The sequence below is a fragment of the Psychrosphaera algicola genome, assembly GCF_028401425.1.
Classification (GTDB): Bacteria; Pseudomonadota; Gammaproteobacteria; order Enterobacterales; family Alteromonadaceae; genus Psychrosphaera; species Psychrosphaera algicola.
Genome location: NZ_JAQOMS010000002.1, coordinates 1457950 through 1476006 on the forward strand (window position 1 = coordinate 1457950; position 18057 = coordinate 1476006).

Here is an 18057-nt window from a genome sequence, read left to right on the forward strand (position 1 = left end):
TCAATCACTTTGCTGTATACGTCTCTCGAATCAACACTGTAACGGCGTTGACCAAAAACGCGTCAAACGGGTCCGGTGACTCAAAATTACTGACACTCAATACGCCCACGTCAACCGCTGCTAATGTCATAAATACCGATTGTTCGCCAACTGCGGTTAAGTCGGTTAAGCCCGTTAAACGGGGATCGGTGACTTTGACATTGACCGGCATAACTTTATTTGGCAATACCTTCTCTGCGACGTCAAACTCTACCGCTAATTGTCGCGACGCTCTGGCCAATGGCAGATGCACTAAACCAAAGCTTCGTTTTGGGGTAAGGGCTTTTAGTTTGTCGCCAGACTGCAATACCACAGCACTAATATAGATATTATGCTCCTGCCAATCATTCGCCACAGGAATAGTCACCGTCGCACCTTCGGCAGGAATAAATAAGCGGGTCGACCACAATGGTGTATCGCCTTCAACAATAACAATCGCTTCACCGGCCTCAGGTGGAATAATATTCACTTCAACGTTGTCGCCTACCTCATAGGCTCCTTTATCCAATGCCATCGTGATCTTATCTGGACGCGCCGCACCACTGCCCGAACGACTGTTCTGCCAATCTTCATACCAATTCCAACCAGCGTAAAACTGTTTGCTGGTTAATAGGTTATCCGCAGGGTCTCGCACTTCAATACGGTAACGACCGTAAGACACAGGGAATTCCACAGTCCCTAAACCGTTTTTGGCAATATCAACCGACCTTGTCAGCTCGGTAAACTCGTTGTCGTTCCATTTGTAATGCCAACCTTGTTGGTCGGAATAAACCCAAAAATAACGGCGGTCTTCTTTAATTAATTTTACGTCGAGATTTTTTGCTGGGTATTTGTCGCCATTAATTGAGGCTTTGACTAAGTCAAATCGAACTTTAGAATTGGCCTCTGGATTGTTGTCGCCAAAGTCAGCTCGAATTCCGATCATTTTATCACTTGGCCACACCAAGGTTGAATACGAACGCGATACCGGACGCCCGCCGGTTTCAAATAAACTGCTGATAAACTTAACATTTAGCGGACTGTGTAACTGCGACCAGTCGCCTTTATAATAAAGCTCACCAATGCCTTGTTCATTAAGTTGAATGTCGTCAAGTGACTCACGACTCGCGAGACCAGATTGTTTGATATCGCCAAATTCAAAGTCTGGCAAACGCTCTACCGGCTTACGCCACAGTGACACACTGACATCGGTAGACAGGCGATTATTAGACGCCGGTGCGCCAAACAGATATTCGCCTAACACAGGCACTTTGATTTGTTGCCATTTGTCGACAACTTGCGTGGTATGTACGTCTTCTGGATTAAACGTCAGCTTTAAACGTTCGGGTAAAAATTCTTCTACTTTAAAGTCGTAAACAAACAACTGTTTGGTGATGCTTTCTACTTCAAAACGCCAATTGCCCACTTGTGCGCTGCTTGGAATTTGCCATTGGTAATGAAAATACCCCATATCATTGCCGTGCCATTTAAAGGATTTTATTTTAGCCCCCGTCGGGCTTTTAATCGACACGCTTAACATATCGGTTGCCACCAATTTTCCGTCGGCGTCCCGTAAAAGGCCATTGAAGTCAACAAACTCACCCGGACGATATAAGTCTCGTGGCGCATAGATAAAGAGTTCCTGAGCCCGATTGGCACGCATACCTAAGTCAAAGTCGGATAAATCCAATGCCGGTTTATTAATTTCAACCACAGAAAAATGTTGCTTGTTTTGCGCGACGATAAGCGACGCGGATTTAAGATCGGTGGTAAAGGACGCTTCACCTGATGGGGAAGTTAAAACTTGTTGCAGTATTTCGCCCTTGTCGTTTACTAGCTGGATTTGCGCTTGTTCAATCGGTTTTCCGGTAAGCAAAGAAGAGGCATAAACATCAAGTTGTTGTTCGTAAAATCGCGCATGCAAACCAATATCGGTAACTGAGAACCACATCATCTGTTGACCGCTGTACGTTCCGGCCTTTGCCATAATCGCGAGATAAATCCCCGGCGGTTTTAGCTGTTGAATGCCTTCGATATCGATACTGCTTTTGGTGCGCGTATTTGGCTCGCCGTCAAACTCAAACCGACCTGAATAAACTAAGTCGGCAAACTGAGTAACACGCTCTATCCCCCAGTAATATTGACGGTGAGACATTTCTTCTAAAAAGCGCTGTTGGTCTTTTTCTCGCACTTGGTAAAAATTAATGTCGACGTCATTTACATTAACTGTAACCACAGGCAAGCCATTGCCTAACCCTTGGGTTAAAAACGCGCCACTGGTATCAAAATTAAAACTTGGCGTTACGCGGCTTGTGACCACATCGGCATGTTGGGTTCGGAGCAAACTTCGGTTATTAATCGCTTTAAGCCCTTGGTAAATGGTGACCTTGTATTTAACCTCTGGATCTACGTACGGAAACCAAATGGTTTTACCCGACTTAGCAATCACCCACGCGCCGTCGACGGCCTTGCCATTTTGCTGGCTAATGCCAAAGTACTTTTGTAGATCTTTAGAAGGGTCGACCGGCACCGACAAGGTAATCGCAATTGAATTACGACCGTCTTTACTCCGTTCCGATACATCGAGAATTTTTAACGGCGCGTCTTTGTAATCAATTAACGCCTGAGCCATATCCAGCGCGGCTTCTTCCTCGCCAATACCCGAAGAAGCAATGCCTTTATCGCCCTCAGAAACCGACGTTTCATCCACGCCCCCGCCGACGCAGCATTGTCATCATTAGAACAGCCCACCAAAACCAACTGAGACACAAACAACGCAGAGACAAAACACAACAAAGACCAAACATTAACTTTCATAACATTCCTTCGACAATAGGGAAAAATCCATAAACAAGCGGTAGCATATTAGAACTTACTGGAAGTAGGAAGTTCAATTGTTATCGTGTCAATTATGCGTAAATTGACTTTTTAATGCACGTTAAATTCGCTAACAAAAATCTTGGTAATAAGAGCCAGCTAAACACAAAGTAGGCGAACAAAGTTTTGCGCCGATTCAACAAAAATGGCAAAGTACAGGTCGGTAAGCCGAACAAGGACGACAAGTGACTTTAGACTACTACAATCAACATGCTGAGGCTTTTTTGACGCAACAGTTAATGTTGATATGAATAATATCTACCAGAAATTTTTGCCCTTTCTAAAACCTAATGCCCAAATTGTTGATGCAGGCTGTGGAAGTGGTCGTGACGCCCTTTATTTCAAGAGCCAAGGCTTTAAGGTTACCGCATTTGATGCCTCCATTGAACTCGCTCATAAAGCCCAACGCTTGCTAGGACAACAGGTGGCAATTACAACCTTCGAGCGGTTTTCTATACAGGAAAAAGTTGACGGCATTTGGTGTTGTGCTTCATTGCTACATTTATCTAAATCTGAGTTATTACCTTCTCTGAAAAACTTGAACAACCACTTAAACAATGGCGGCGTTATGTACATTAGCTTTAAATACGGTGACGCTGAACGCATAGAGAACGGCAGACAATTCATCGATATGAACGAGTCCACTTTGACTACGTTAATTAACAATCTGCCAGAGTTAACAATTAGTGAAACATGGATAACAGGCGACAACCGACCTATGGTCGTGAAAACGAAAAGTGGTTAAATGCTATTTTGCTTAAAGACAATAATTAACTGCGTTTTAACATTGGGACTAAAGGATAAATGACCTATCAAATAAAGGATATATCGGGCAAATATTTAGAAAATGTAACACCTAACTCTTTACTGAATAAAACAATTAGCGATATTTTATTTGATTTTGACTACGTATTTGTTGATCAACATGAGTCAGGATTACTTTTTGCTAAACAAAACTTTCCTGCTATTTTTGTCGATACCTTACTGTTTTCATTGGATCCTAAAGCTTACCTTTACGTCAATTATACAAGTCACCAAAATCAATTAATGCATGACTTTCAAGGCTTATATCGGTTTGTATGGTCAGATAAAAAATCATTTATTGAAGATATAAACATTTTTATCACAGAAGTCTTAGATGATGATCTCAACCTAGCAATGTACGGTTCAAACCGTTCGTTACAACATGTTGACCCAACGCCACCTGAATTTAATTTTTCGGTCTTTTTTGAACAAACCTTTGGGACAAAATCCATTCACGCCCTTCAACCAGAAGTTAATTACACTGACAAAGAAGGACACCGCCGTTTTATTGATTTTGTATTAGACACACAAAATATGCAATTTGCTGTGGAGCTAAATGGTGAACGTTACCATCACCCATTACTCATTTCAGTAGAGAAATACCGTTCGCAATTATTTAAACAAAATTCCTTAGTTTATGACGGATATTTGGTTTATCGCTGGTCTGATAGAGGCATGGCTGATACAACAAAATTAGCGGACCAGATGCGTTTATTTTTTGGTGATAAATCCGACTTTAAGTCAACACCGCATTATCGCGCAGACAGAAAGCTAACCTTTGAAAGATACCAACATCAAACCGACGCGATTGTTAAAATTAACCAACAACGCCTCAACGGAAATAATACCTTTTTGGTAGTACTCCCAACAGGAACTGGCAAAACGGAAGTATTTATTGAGGATGTGCGCCATCAGCTTACAATTAATTCAACATTTAAAGTTTTAGCCATTGTTCCTAGCAGAGAATTGAGAAAACAACTCGTTAGTCGTTTGCACCAGCAATTAGATGACATTAACATTTATGATTCCTTGCAACCGCAAGCTAGCAGTGAGCAAGCCATTTTTGTCGTGACTTCAGCGTATATACTGCGCCACTATCACTCATTTAACAGAAAGCACTTTAATTATATTGTTGTAGATGAAGCACACCGAGCAGCAGCTTCTGGACTACGCAATGCGCTTGCCTATTTTACACCAGACTCTTTATTAGGTTTAACGGCGACGCCAGATCGAACAGACCAACAACAGCTTGAAACTATATTTGGGCAATACGATGTTGATCTAACATTGCAACAAGCTATAGAACAAGGGTTAGTACCACCAGTTCGTGCCTTTAGGTTAGAAAGTAATATCGACTTTTCGAAAGTACGATTTAACGGTAAGGAATTTGTAAAACAAGACTTAAATAAAACTGTTTTAATTCCATCCAGAAACCAACTTATTGTTGATGTGGTAAAAAATATTTTGCTAAACCACTTATAGCTGACCAAAGTCCTAAACAGGGAGTCATCTTTTGTGTAGACGTTAAACACACAAAAGCTATGGCAAAGTTATTAATCGAAAATGGCATATCATCAGTATCCGTAGATGGAAAAAACAGGGACGGTATTGAACAGTATAGAAACGGTGAAGTGCAGTTCATCTGTGCCTGCGACTTGCTAAATGAAGGTTGGGATGTACCAAATACTTCTGTTGTAATTATGGCGAGGCCAACAATGAGCAAAGTGCTTTATACCCAGCAACTTGGGCGTGGAACGAGAAAATGTGAAGGTAAAGAAGCATTATATGTGATTGATGTTGTTGACGCATACGGCCCTGCACTGTCTCCGTGGAGCTTACACAGCTTGTTTGGATTAGAAAAATATACGCCATTTGAAAATGTCATTAAGAGCAACGAAACAAGACATACTGAAATTATTACACTTGATGGTTTATACGAGGGTGAACGTAGAATTGAGCCTATCAATATCTTTAATTTTGAAAAAGAGTTCGGGGATTTACTTAATGAAGAGCAGTTTGCCAGAGAATTATTTATAACAACAGGAACACTTAAAAGTTGGATCCGAAAAGGTGAAATACTGGCGACTAAACAATTGCCGTTTGGCACTAAAACATTAAACTATTTTTCTGAGGACTTGCTCCCAGTTGTCAGAACCCAAAAAACCTCAAGCTGCACACCGAACAAACTCGCCGAGATGACTTCTTTGAATTTTTGGCACAACGAGATTATTCCTTCAGCTATAAAATCATCTTTATGTTGATCATCCTAAATCATTGTAATCAGCGTGGAGAAATAAACTTGGAAGTTATGATTGCGAAGTATCAAGCGTTCTATTTAAAGCAGCTCGAAATAAACGGCAAAGCCGACAGAGACAATAGCCCTTATAACAACCTTGAATTTTTAAACGACACAAAAAAACTGCAAAGTAATTTGCTAGCGAATCCATTTGAAAAATTCGAACGCAAACGTTTTATTTATCAAAGCAAAGACCTAAATATTATTTCATTCGATGAAGTCCTCTGGCAAAAACTAACAACGTCCGATATTACAAAGGCTATTAAGCAATTTGAACAAGACGGTAAAGATTACTTTGAAAAGTTAGGTATGAGTTTTGACCCAAGCGGTTTAACAAACCAAATCAATTAGACCTTTAACGCTCCGGTCGCTAGAATGACAAAAAGATAGTCGTTATACAGCTCAGAGCAGCCGGTCAGTTAGTCCGCTATCTTAAGTGAAGTGAAGTTAAGTTAAGCTAGGCCCAAAAGTGGCAGGCATAAAAACCGCAATTAAAAATGGAAATACAATTAAATATGAAAATCATCTTAGTGCTTACGACCATTTTTATGCTCGGTGCATGTGTTACCACTATGCCTACATCTAATTGGATCTTGGTTGATGACTTTGAGCAGCCCGAGCTCACCGATTGGCAAATCGTGGATACACAAAATGACACCAAGCCGTTTGTTGCTAACCCGCAAGTCACCGTGATTAAAACAGCAAATAATAATCGCTATTTACTTAAAAAGCCCGCCGCCAGAAGGCGTTGTGGGCAATAGAAAAGCCCTGACATTTAAAGCCTTACCAGAAGCGGTTGCGGTAGGTGACACCTATACATTTTATACTCGTATTTTGGTTGAGAGCTTTCCCAACAATCATGCGTTTGGTATTAGTAATTTAACGCCGGATGAGATCATCAAACAAGCCTATAACGCCTTTGAACCAACTTTACGAGTCACCGATAAAGCCGAGTCCAATGGCTTTAAAAACGACGGTACTTTGATGGTTAAAATAGACAGCGACGATAAATATCGTCAATACAGTAATGTTCAAAACTATGATTTAAATCGCTCTGCAACCCCACTGCAAACTGGCGTTTGGTATCAAATTTGGTATGTGGTTAATAATGCGCCGGTGGCGGCCGGTGGGCAAACTTACGATGTGTATCTACAAGGTGGTGAATTTGCCAAGCAGACCCTAGTATTTAAAAACGCGGCTTTTAGAATGAAACGAGAACAGCCATTAATCTACTTTTTGCTAACTCTAATACCGGACCACATAAAAACCCTACGGCAATGGTGGGCTCGCCTATGACGACATCTATATGAGCCGCGGCCTCGAACTTTCGACGCCTTCATATTAGTAAAATTGTCTACTAACTTAAATTTTTCAACTTTTAGTTAGTAGATTTTTAATTGTATTTCCTAATGCTAATCCCAGTAAAGGTGGGACAGCGTTGCCGACTTGAGTATATTGAGGAACCTCAAATTTTCGCATTTGACCACCTGTTGTTATCTTTGAACGAAAAACAAAACTATCTGGGAATGATTGAATTCGCGCCATTTCACGAACAGTCAACACGCGAAGTTCATTTTCGTCGTAATGACAGGCATCATCAGGTATAGATAAAGCAGCTGGCGCTGGAGAGTCAACAACAAGTGCTTTTTGAGTTTGCTTTTTAGTTGGATGTGCTAATAGATAGTTCTGAAATTCAGTTTTTGAATCAAATTTATCTAATTCGCCATTTTCATGCAAAAATTCATAACATTTCAAAGCTGCCCAAACATCATCCTCAAGTTTCGTTGTATTACCTTTTAGAACCTCAAAAACAGCCTTGTTAATATGGCGATGACCTATTAACTGTAGTACTTGGTATAATCTAAAACGTCGTTTTACTAACGGGCTATTTCTCCTAAGTTCATGATTTTTAATTTCCGTCTTCGTTTTCAAGTTATCAAAAGTACTATTTAATTTAGTTACATATTTTGAAGGTTTTGCTTTATTAAAGAACTTAAGGTCATTTAGGGCTTCTTTAACCGAAACTTCTGTATTTCCAACTAAATTATGCAGAAAAGAATTTTCAAACTTTGATAAATCTTTACTTTTTGTAGCATCAAAATAACCTAACTTACCGAAAGGAAGTTCTGCACCATATTTTTTAACTAAATTATAAAACTCCAAAGACGGCGCAAATAGTTGAACATCAGCTTCATTGAAGTTAGGTTCTATAATTTTAAAATGATCATTTCTAACACCAATCATAATGAATCGAGGACGGTTTTGCGGTACGCCTGCCATTCTAGCATTAACATGTAAGCAAAGCGGGATATAACCAATCGACGCAAACACTTTAGCCACTTCATACCATGCATGAAAACTTTTTCCCTCGGCGTCTTTAAATGCTCTCAAAATTCCGGTCACATTTTCAAGTAACACCAGTTTTGGTTGCACATGCCCAACGAATTTAGCGAACTCCCAAGGCAATGCATTTTTATCACTATTTTGCTCACGTTTTCCCGCCATACTAAAACTTTGACAAGGTGGACCACCTGAAACTAAATCCAGCCCCCATCTCTTCCAAATGCATCTTTTAATTGCCAAGCCAACTTAGGGCTGTCTTCAATAAGTCGATTTAGCTCGATTATACTTCCAACTATTAACTTTCCATTTAGTTCGTCGAAATTAGCTGGTAAATCACTATGGCCAGTTTCCTTAAACTTAGGAGATGAAAACGGGTTTTCTCTAAGTCTACTTTTTAGGTCAGCAAACTGGCTATTTATCCAAACCGCATTTTCCGGTTGCAGGTTTTCATTTGATTTATCTTCAAGGTCTTCATTGAAAAAGTTGTATGCAAAAGACTCTGCTGCCATTGGAGACAACTCATTAGCCAAAACTAATTCAAAACCGGCTTTATCAAGGCCTAAACACAGACCGCCACAACCTGAAAATAACTCTATATGATTCAATTGAAAAACTCATTAGACAAACTTAGGCGACATAATAATTCCATTTCACCTAAATGTCCATGGCTATAACTCCAATTAGTTGACACAAATGGCATTGGCGGCTTAGCATTATGTCTGGTTGTTTGAGAGCAGCCGTTGAATAACCCCTCAAAGGTCCACGTGATCCTCTCTGTAGATACCAATACATTTAAGTATTGGCGGTTTACGGTGAGAAATTTTCCTTCTGTAACTATCTACACATTTTGAACATATCTATCACGAACTTATTCCAAGTTATGTGGTTTAGACATGTCCAAGGGCTTGTGGACTAAATGCCCTCTTAATTCGTAAAGCGTGTCCGCGCATGTCCTATTGAAATCTAATTATGCCACTAGAGCTTATAAATAAGGGACTAAAAGAAGTGAATGATCGCAAATACCCTACAGAAAAAACCTTAAAAAAGCAGATTAAAGAGTTAAAAGCAAAGTACAACTTAAAGACTCATGAGGCCTACGAACATTTTAGCAAGAACACTGACAATTCTACCTGGAGAACTCTCAAGCCAAAATTAGAAGCTTACTGGAAATCTATTGATGCGACGGTACTTATCGACGTTGCCAAACCAGAAACGAATGGCAAACAGCTTAATTTAGTGAAGTTAAATAAAATTCAACTGACTCAAATGGGTGTTGAATTTTCAACATTCGAACCGACAATAACCGGCCTTAAAAAATCAATTTTGGATGCCACACAGCAAGTAAGAACTCACTTTGAATTGGAAAACTTTCACTTTTATTATTCTCAGACGCAGGGAAATGAGAATAAAATTATAAAAACAGCTCATCTATTAACGACAGGTGGTGCTATCAAATCGAAAGTTAGCCTTTATAGACCGAATACTAAAAATGGGGATCCTCGGATGTGGTTCAGAAAACTTGGTGAACTTGCAGTTGCTGGTGATCAAGTCGCAATTATTATTTTTCGAAATGAACCCTATTTAATTAATTTATCTAAGACAAAGCTATCCGATGTCCTCTTGAATAAAGAACATCCTATTTCGGAATTGTTGAACCAGTATATTGAAGCAAATACTTCTGTATCAAAAGAATTAATGCTAAAACTTAAGGAGCTTGCGAAAAGCCCGTTTAAGGCACTTCGTAAGGGAGATACAGCAATTGGCTATACTCTTGAAACGCTATTAGGTATTGAAGCAAACTCAAGTAAGTTACCTGATTATAAAGGAATAGAACTAAAAGCAGGGCGAAGCAATAAAACAAGAACAAACTTATTTGCTCAGGTGGCAGATTGGAATATTAGCCCTTGTAAAAGAAGTGCGGATATTTTGGAGAAGTTTGGCTACGAACGTGGTGATGATTTTAAATTGTACTGCACTATTTCAACTATTAATGAAAATTCTCAAGGATTATCTTTTAAATATGATAAAAATAATGACCAATTAGTGGAGTTGTTTAAAAAGAAAGAAGTTGTCGCAATTTGGCTAAGGTCAACTATTGAGAAATAGACTTAGAGAGAAGCATGCAGAAACCTTCTGGATTGAAGCCGAAAGTACTATTGTTGACGGCGTAGAACACTTCCAACTGAAAAACGTTATCCATACTAAAAAACCATTGGCTAGCCAGTTAATGGAGCTATTAGAAAGTGGCATTGTTACAATGGACCATTTAATTAAACGTAATGGGAAAAATAATCGTGTAAGTGAAAAAGGTCCACTTTTTAAAATTGATAAAAAGAACCTAAATTTACTTTTTCCAGACCCAGTTAAATATAGCTTACTTTAACGTTGAGTTATTCTAACGTATAGCCCGCAACTATCGATTTCCATATTTTTAATTTCGTATATTCTTAAAGTTATCAGTTAAAGGCGTTTTATGATGATAAGGCGCTGAAGATAACGACTTTTAGATGGATATGATTTGATGACAACTGCACAACGAGTTTTATGGATAATCGCGACCTTTGGCAACGCCCTTGCCATTTTTTGTTACTTAATTTTGTAAATGGCTGGACCGTGAGTCTAATGGTCTTCACGTCTGTTTATACCCTTGTTGGCCTACATGACATCACCAGTAGCCGTCATACACTAAATAGGCTTTATCCTGTGTTAGCGTATTTTAGGTACTTTTTTGAATCCATTAGAATTGAGATCCAGCAGTATTTTATCGCCAGTGACATTGAAGAAATGCCGTTTAACCGCGAACAGCGCAACCTTGTTTATCGCCGTGCAAAAGGCGTGAGTGATACCATTCCGTTTGGTACGCAGCGCGATTTAATGCAGACCAATTACCAAAGTATTTGGCATTCAATGGCACCTAAGGTTTTAAAGGAAGAAAGCAAACGCATTCGTGTTGGCAGCTCACAATGTAAAAACCTAATCTGGCCTCGCGACTTAATATTTCCGCAATGAGCTACGGCGCACTTAGCGCTGAGGCAATTCAAGCGATGAACTTAGGCGCAAAACAAGGTGACTTTTACCACAATACGGGAGAAGGCGGCATCAGCTCGCATCACTTAAAACATGGTGGTGACTTGGTTTGGCAAATAGGCACAGGGTTATTTGGCTGCCGCGACGATAATGGTCGATTTAGCGCCGACGACTTTGCAAAGCTCGCCAACCTAGAGCAAGTTAAAATGATTGAAATTAAGTTATCTCAAGGGGCTAAACCCGGTCATGGCGGGGTTTTGCCTAAAGCTAAGATCACTGATGAAATTGCGGTAATACGCGGAATAAGCAAAGAACACGACTGCGTCTCGCCGCCAATGAACCCTGAATTTTCAACACCTTTAGAATTGCTTAGCTTTGTTTCAAAACTTAGAGAACTCAGCGGTGGTAAACCCATTGGCATAAAACTGTGTATAGGCAATCCTGCGGAGTTTTTGTGTTTAGGTAAGGCCATGATAGAAACGGGCGTGTTTGTCGACTTCATCACCGTTGACGGCGCCGAGGGAGGCACTGGCGCTGCTCCGGTTGAGTTTAGTAATCGCCTTGGTTTAATGTGCCTTGAGGGTGTCTATTTTGTAAATAACGTTTTAGTCGGTTTAGGTATTCGTTCAGAGATCAAAGTCATCGCGTCGGGTAAAACCGCGTCTGGCTTCGACATAGTGAACAAAGTTGCATTTGGTGCCGACATGGTTAATGCGGCGCGCACCTTTATGATGTCGGTGGGTTGTATTCAGTCCAAACAATGCGATACCAACAAATGCCCTACCGGCATTGCAACGCAGGACAAAAATCGCAGCAAAGCTATTGACGTTGAGCGCAAAGCAAAACGAGTCGCTTCGTTCCAACACCATACATTACACAGCTTTTATGAATTACTAGGCGCTATGGGTTTAGATGAAGTGTATAAACTCACTTACAATATGGTCAAACGCAGAACCCCAAACGGCATGCTTGAGTCTAACACCCATACAGTACCTGAATTGAAAACCAAACAGCTACTGAACGACGCACTGCCTTAGGCATGTGGCAAATTTGGTGGAGCAAAGCCCGCAGTGACAGCTTTTATATTGAAGACACCGCACCTGTTCATCCACCAGAATTAGATGTACGAAATATTTCGTAGTGCGATTGCTGATATAGGCTCGTAGTCATGAGCCTATATTTTGAGTTGCTTAGCTAGATAACTATCTAAGCCTTTAATCCATTTTAAGTCAAATCCCACCAGACCTTGGATTCATAGTCATGGACGTGCTGAGTAATTATTAAAAAATATATTCCTGAAAAAGCCCAACTAAGCATTTATTGTAATAAGTCCGAGGATAAAACAATAAGCCACGAATATCTAAGATATTCTATTGTTATTAACGATACTCGATACTAGCAATTGAAATATCGAGGGCTTTCTATTTAAGTGTATGATTTATAAGAAATTGAGAAAGCATTCCGTATAAACTCCATTTGATTCGAACCAAATTTTACTCAATTCCAAATCCAGCTCACGAGTCATTTAATTGAACTTTTCCACTTACTATATACTTGTAAATCATCTATTTGTAGTGGCATAGTGATTTTGGCCACCTAATTAGAGGATGTTATGATTGAATCATAGCAGTATTAGGTGAAGATAATGGCTAAGAAGTCACGTAAAAATTTCAGCCCAGAATTTAGATTAGAAACGGCACAATTGGTACTCGATCATGGTTATACCCATGAAGAAGCAGCCAAGGCCATGAATGTGGGTTATTCGACGATTGGTAAATGGGTTAAACAGTTAAAAGAAGAACGGCAAGGTAAAGCGCCTAAAGCAACCCCCATGACTCCCGAGCAGCTTAGGATAAGAGAGCTTGAAAAGAAAATTGAACGCATTGAATTAGAAAAGGAAATTCTAAAAAAGGCTACGGCTCTGTTGATGTCGGACTCACTGAACAATTCGAATTAATCGAAAAACTCAATCAGAGCCATAAAGCTAAGGTATCCAATAAAAATATTGTGTGATGTCTTCGGTGTTAATCGTAGCAGCTTTAAATATTGGCTGAAACGAGATAATTCGCCGTCAGTCGAGCATCAAGTATTACTAAAGAAGGTTGAGAATGCTCATGAGTTAAGCGGTGGCTCCGCAGGTGCCAGAACAATCAGTGAAATCATTACACAAGATGAAAGTGACGTAACGTTGAGTCGATACCGGGCTACTAAGTTAATGAAAAAGCTTAATTTAGTGAGTTGTCAGATACCACAACATGCTTATAAGAAAGGCTCAAAGGAGCATGTGGCAATACCTAATTTGCTTGGTCGTCAGTTTGATGTAACTGCGCCCAATCAAGTCTGGTGCGGCGATGTGACGTACATATGGACAGGAAATCGTTGGGCCTATTTAGCGGTCGTGATTGATTTGTTCGCTCGAAAACCTGTTGGGTGGGCAATGTCACACTCACCTGATAGCGATTTAACAGTCAAAGCACTAACAATGGCTTACGAGCTACGTGGCAGACCTGAAAACGTGATGTTTCACAGTGACCAAGGCAGTCATTACACAAGCCGTAAATTCAGACAGAGGCTGTGGCGTTACCAGATAACACAAAGCATGAGCCGACGCGGAAATTGCTGGGACAACGCACCGATGGAGCGATTTTTCAGAAGTTTAAAGACAGAATGGATACCGACGGTAGGTTATCGTAGTTTTAATGAAGCTAAGATAGATATCACGAAATATATTATTGGCTATTACAGCCAAGTTAGGCCGCATCAGCATAATGGCGGTTTGGCACCAAATGAGTCAGAGAAAAGATACTGGCTAAACTATAAAACCGTGGCCAAAAACAGTTGACCACTACAATTAAGATCTAGACAACTAGATAGCGTCAGACTGTGGGAGCCAGAAGAAGTAGCAATTAGAGAGTTAAAAGCTATGTCTCGCCGTCTATCTGCACTTTAGAAGGATTCTAGGCGCGAAATCAGTCGTCTAGAAGCAATTCAGACTATCGGAATATCTGATCGTGTCATTAAATCAATTAGCGATATTATCACCGTACTAGAAGCCGAAATTTCAACATTGAAAAACGATATCGATCACCAAGTAGATTCAAATTCCACGCTGAGAAAGAACAATAAATTACTAAAAACTAATAGCGGTATTGGTGACGTGATGGCAAGAGAACTTGTATTTTTATTTTTCGGCTAAAAAATCCACAACAGCCAAACAAGTAGCTGCTTACGTCGGTTTAATACCTAGACTAAATGAATCACGAACTTTCAAGGGTAGAACAACTTTAAGTAAAACAGGACCATCGCGAATTAGAGCAAAACTATATTTAGCAGCTGTAACGGCAGGCAAGCACAATCCAGATATTAGGCGTCAAAAATAACGATTGTTAAAAGCAGTCAAGTCCAAATTGAAGGCGCTTAGTGCAGCAATAAGAAAACTCATATAAATCTGTTTTGGTGTAATCAAGAACCAAACCGAATATAATCGCAAATTATCTAATTGTCGCCTAACAGTGCACTTGTGCCCTATTTTGAGAGATGGTATCTACAGTATTTTCTAAAATTATTATTGGTTATAAGTTTCAATGTGACAATCTAATTAAGTTATGTAATTGTAGAAGTTGTAAATTATAAAATCCAATATGGAAATTGTATGTCTTTATTTGCGGAATGGAATTCAATATTGCTCCAAGAATACTTTTCAGAGTTCAATACTGGCTAGGATGTTTGGGTTTCAACGAATAGGCTTGAACTTGAAGGGATAGGAGTTCACGTAGGTGGGGCAAATGGTTTAATTGAAGCGGTTAAAGAGGGGCCAAGCTGGATACTTGGTAATGATAATATTGCTATAAAAGCAAATAAATTAGCCAAGCAACGCCGTTGGCCTAGTAAAAGGCCTATAGGATATAAAGACCTTAAGCAATGAATTGTGTATTTACAAAAATAGAAATGCCCCAACCTACCTACCATATATTGCATTATGGGTACTTGCGAGCTCCGAAGAAGTAACAACTGGTTTCTATTCAACTGTCTGCGAATTAATATCTGAACCTTTTCCAAATAATGTAAGAGAGTTAATGGGAAATACGTGGTCTGACTTAGAACACTGGTCTAAATACCAACAAAAAGGTTCTTTCGGATATTTTAGCCTTAATGTACTTGGGGCACATAAATTTGTAGGTTTGGCAAATGCCCAAGCAATAGTCACAGTTAGGGATCTCGAAGGCATAAAAAGGTTGTTTGGTAGTTGCAGATTGCATCCCGGACAAAGCCTGAATGATACCCAGCTAACGCAGCTCCTTGAGCATGGAGAACATTCACATTATATAAGTAATAGACTTAAGGCGGCAATGCGTTCTAAGGATTATAGAGTTCATCTAAAGCGATTATTAAGTTCTTATCTCGAGTTTTGGGATGGACGCGTGCCAAAAAGCACAAATTCTTATAGTAGCCATAAAAATGCTCAAACTGTGTTTCATCAAGGAGAGAATGACGAACTATCAATCATCCTGAAATTGAATGACGAAGATGATACCACTTGTTGGGATTTAGGTTGGCGTCTTCCAGCTACTGTAACGGGTCTCAATTATGCAATAAAAGTGGGTGATAATGATGAGCTAGAGGCCAAGCTGGAGTTATCTGGCACCCATATCAATAGTATTTCTTCTACTAAACAGACAAAAGCAAAAATTGCGCTAAACCAGTCAGCAGAAAAACAAATTGACTCAATATTGTCTTATACGGAAAGTGATGGTGAGCGCATAGTAAGAAAAATTTACTTAAGACAAGATAAGGTGCGAGTATTGATATGGGATAGTCCTGATCCCTCTTTGCATGACTCACTTCTTGAACGTGAAATGCCTTTGGAAGGTCTAGTATTTCTTCTCTATTCCCGCAGTGAATATTCAAATCTAGAGCGATATCTAACAAATGAGAAAATAGAACATACATCTGAAGATATAGGTGATTTATCGGATCATTGGGGGTTAATTTGTATCAAAGATACAGCGAAACTCACTCCTGAACAGCGAGCTGAAATAGTTGATGAAGATATCTCTGCACCAGCAAAAGCTCGCATCAGGTTTGTTGGAGGGAGGTCTATTATTGGTGCTGGTAGTAAGAAATATGCATATTACGATTTGCCTATTATTGAGTTGGAAGCGCCCACCAAAGCTGAGTTGACTTCTTCAGGTTTGACTTTTGAAGAGTTAGATGAAGGTAAACATGTATCGATTAAGCGTTATAAGTTCTCCCTAAACGAAGGAAGTGGCTCAGTCTTCAAGATTAAAGCTAGGTTAGGCGATGAAGATCTGTGTGTTGCGGGTCTGCAGATTTTAGCTACTGGTGGATTAGCAACGGCACAGAGCACTTCTTTCTCTATTGATAAATATGGAAGAATATTAACCGACGATAGTGGTCTTCGCGGAGCGGATATTGGTGAAGCACTTTCAAGCGGTCTAGATATAAATTCTTTTCAAGTTGATGAGAACAATCTGACCAATGGGGCTGCTTTACAAGTTTTTGAATGTATGGAGTCTAATGTTTCTTCTCTTTTCATAGACTCAATTGCAACTACTAATAAAGGCTCTATGAACTATGGAGTGGCACGTGATCAAATCAGGCGTCTTGCCAATAATTTTGGCATTGATGATATAGAGCCAGCTCTATTGATACGTGAACTTAGGCGCAGAGGGCATGTTGAAGTTGAAACAAATGTAAAAGGGCATATGGTTCGTGTTTGTTCTGTGCCACCAACCCTTTATAGCCTTCCCATCAAAGATAGTAAGCAACATCAGTTGTATGGAGTTTGCGGCAGTCTACGACTCCAGCAATGGAAACAACTCGAACAAGTTGCCAATTGCCGAGTTTTTATTGATAAAACCACATCAAATAAATTACCTGCTATTCGTATTTCTTCTGATGGATTCTTAGCAATAACTGAGATCGCACAATTGTGTAATTTTCAGGTGGTTGATTTACCCGCTCAGAAATTATCTCAATGGTTGGGTTCTATTCAAGAAACAAAAGAAAATCTATCGTGGTATCCAGAACAAGGTTTCTGTCCTAATTACTTAGAGAGATTGAATCCATCTCGAGGTGTATTTAATGAAACAGAAAATATATTGGTTGATAAAAGTCGTAAATTTGAGCTGTTTAAGTATGAAGATCCTAAAATACAAGGCATGCGTGTATATAAACTAGGTGAAAATCTTGGAGATGGTGTTTCAAAATATAGTTTTATTCATGATTCAAGGTGGGGAGTTTGGATAGCTATGGGTGCATTTGCCGAGTTTATTAAAAATCCTCCTTACAGCATACTTGATGCTAGCCCTTGGCCAATTCCTTATGACAAGGTAACGGGATGTTTATGGCTGCCGGCAAGAATGGAACCCCTTTTGTTATAGAGCGTGCTTTAGCATTGTCTGCTGGAGACGGACCTATTGTAATGCAAATTACAAGTAAGAAGGATGGTGAATCTTACTTGCTTTTTGACACAAATCAACGAGTGATTGGCAAAGTAAGCTGTGTGTTCAGCGAAATGGCTAATGGTAAATGGCTCTATTATCGCTGGGTACCAGAAGTAGTCGCGAGAAATATAGCAAGTTTACTTGGTGGTGAACTTAGGGAAATGCGATGTAATACAATATCGAGAAGGATAGAGGATAAAAATGTTAGTTAGTATAGATAAAGAC

The 18057-nt window shown here is 39.7% G+C and carries 14 protein-coding genes and 2 pseudogenes; 13 read left to right on the forward strand and 3 right to left on the reverse strand.

What is annotated here, in order from left to right; all coding sequences use genetic code 11:
- Nucleotides 1-4 precede the first annotated feature (4 nt).
- Nucleotides 5-2728 carry an MG2 domain-containing protein gene (locus tag PN838_RS07855; RefSeq protein WP_272180280.1) on the reverse strand — a complete coding sequence of 908 codons (2724 nt, stop codon included), beginning with the start codon at nucleotides 2726-2728 and terminating at the stop codon, nucleotides 5-7.
- A gap of 414 nt (nucleotides 2729-3142) precedes the next feature.
- Between PN838_RS07855 and PN838_RS07860 the strand changes: the two genes are divergently transcribed.
- The 5 genes and pseudogenes from PN838_RS07860 (at nucleotide 3143) to PN838_RS07880 (ending at nucleotide 7340) form a co-directional block, all read left to right on the forward strand.
- A complete protein-coding gene (locus PN838_RS07860; protein WP_334313316.1) occupies nucleotides 3143-3640 on the forward strand; it encodes a class I SAM-dependent methyltransferase in 498 nt (165 codons plus the stop codon).
- 59 nt (nucleotides 3641-3699) lie between these two features.
- The gene (locus tag PN838_RS07865; RefSeq protein ID WP_272180281.1) at nucleotides 3700-5181 is read left to right on the forward strand and encodes a DEAD/DEAH box helicase; all 1482 of its coding nucleotides are present in this window, start codon (nucleotides 3700-3702) and stop codon (nucleotides 5179-5181) included.
- 59 nt (nucleotides 5182-5240) lie between these two features.
- Entirely contained in the window at nucleotides 5241-5960 is a 720-nt protein-coding gene (locus PN838_RS07870; RefSeq protein WP_502592182.1) for a DEAD/DEAH box helicase, read from the forward strand.
- Between the two features lie 38 nt (nucleotides 5961-5998).
- Entirely contained in the window at nucleotides 5999-6346 is a 348-nt protein-coding gene (locus tag PN838_RS07875) for a hypothetical protein (RefSeq protein ID WP_272180282.1), read from the forward strand.
- Between the two features lie 197 nt (nucleotides 6347-6543).
- A pseudogene (locus PN838_RS07880) lies at nucleotides 6544-7340 on the forward strand (hypothetical protein).
- A gap of 26 nt (nucleotides 7341-7366) precedes the next feature.
- On the opposite strand, the gene PN838_RS07885 reads toward PN838_RS07880, so the two are convergent.
- The gene (locus PN838_RS07885; RefSeq protein ID WP_272180283.1) at nucleotides 7367-8578 is read right to left on the reverse strand and encodes a DNA cytosine methyltransferase; all 1212 of its coding nucleotides are present in this window, start codon (nucleotides 8576-8578) and stop codon (nucleotides 7367-7369) included.
- Nucleotides 8533-8943, reverse strand: a complete 411-nt coding sequence (locus PN838_RS07890) for a DNA cytosine methyltransferase (RefSeq protein ID WP_272180284.1) — start codon at nucleotides 8941-8943, stop codon at nucleotides 8533-8535. Before PN838_RS07890 ends, PN838_RS07885 begins: the two co-directional genes overlap by 46 nt.
- Before the next feature lie 364 nt (nucleotides 8944-9307).
- Here PN838_RS07890 and PN838_RS07895 point away from each other — a divergent pair, with 364 nt between their 5' ends.
- From PN838_RS07895 to PN838_RS07920, 8 genes and pseudogenes are all read left to right on the forward strand, one after another.
- Nucleotides 9308-10444, forward strand: a complete 1137-nt coding sequence (locus PN838_RS07895; RefSeq protein WP_272180285.1) for an MvaI/BcnI family restriction endonuclease — start codon at nucleotides 9308-9310, stop codon at nucleotides 10442-10444.
- A complete protein-coding gene (locus PN838_RS07900) occupies nucleotides 10434-10721 on the forward strand; it encodes an MvaI/BcnI family restriction endonuclease (RefSeq protein WP_272180286.1) in 288 nt (95 codons plus the stop codon). The genes PN838_RS07895 and PN838_RS07900 overlap by 11 nt, the downstream gene beginning before the upstream one ends.
- Before the next feature lie 161 nt (nucleotides 10722-10882).
- Nucleotides 10883-11347, forward strand: coding sequence for a hypothetical protein (locus tag PN838_RS26210; protein ID WP_334313317.1), 465 nt, complete (start codon nucleotides 10883-10885; stop codon nucleotides 11345-11347).
- A complete protein-coding gene (locus PN838_RS26215; RefSeq protein ID WP_334313318.1) occupies nucleotides 11344-12402 on the forward strand; it encodes a glutamate synthase-related protein in 1059 nt (352 codons plus the stop codon). Before PN838_RS26210 ends, PN838_RS26215 begins: the two co-directional genes overlap by 4 nt.
- 608 nt (nucleotides 12403-13010) lie before the next feature.
- Nucleotides 13011-14207: pseudogene (locus tag PN838_RS07910) on the forward strand (IS3 family transposase).
- A 331-nt stretch (nucleotides 14208-14538) separates the two neighbouring features.
- The gene (locus PN838_RS27110) at nucleotides 14539-14745 is read left to right on the forward strand and encodes a transposase (protein ID WP_370661009.1); all 207 of its coding nucleotides are present in this window, start codon (nucleotides 14539-14541) and stop codon (nucleotides 14743-14745) included.
- Between the two features lie 546 nt (nucleotides 14746-15291).
- On the forward strand, nucleotides 15292-17769 hold the full coding sequence (locus PN838_RS07915; RefSeq protein WP_272180287.1) for a hypothetical protein: 2478 nt from the start codon (nucleotides 15292-15294) through the stop codon (nucleotides 17767-17769).
- Entirely contained in the window at nucleotides 17733-18044 is a 312-nt protein-coding gene (locus PN838_RS07920) for a hypothetical protein (protein ID WP_272180288.1), read from the forward strand. Before PN838_RS07915 ends, PN838_RS07920 begins: the two co-directional genes overlap by 37 nt.
- The last annotated feature ends 13 nt before the right edge of the window (nucleotides 18045-18057 follow it).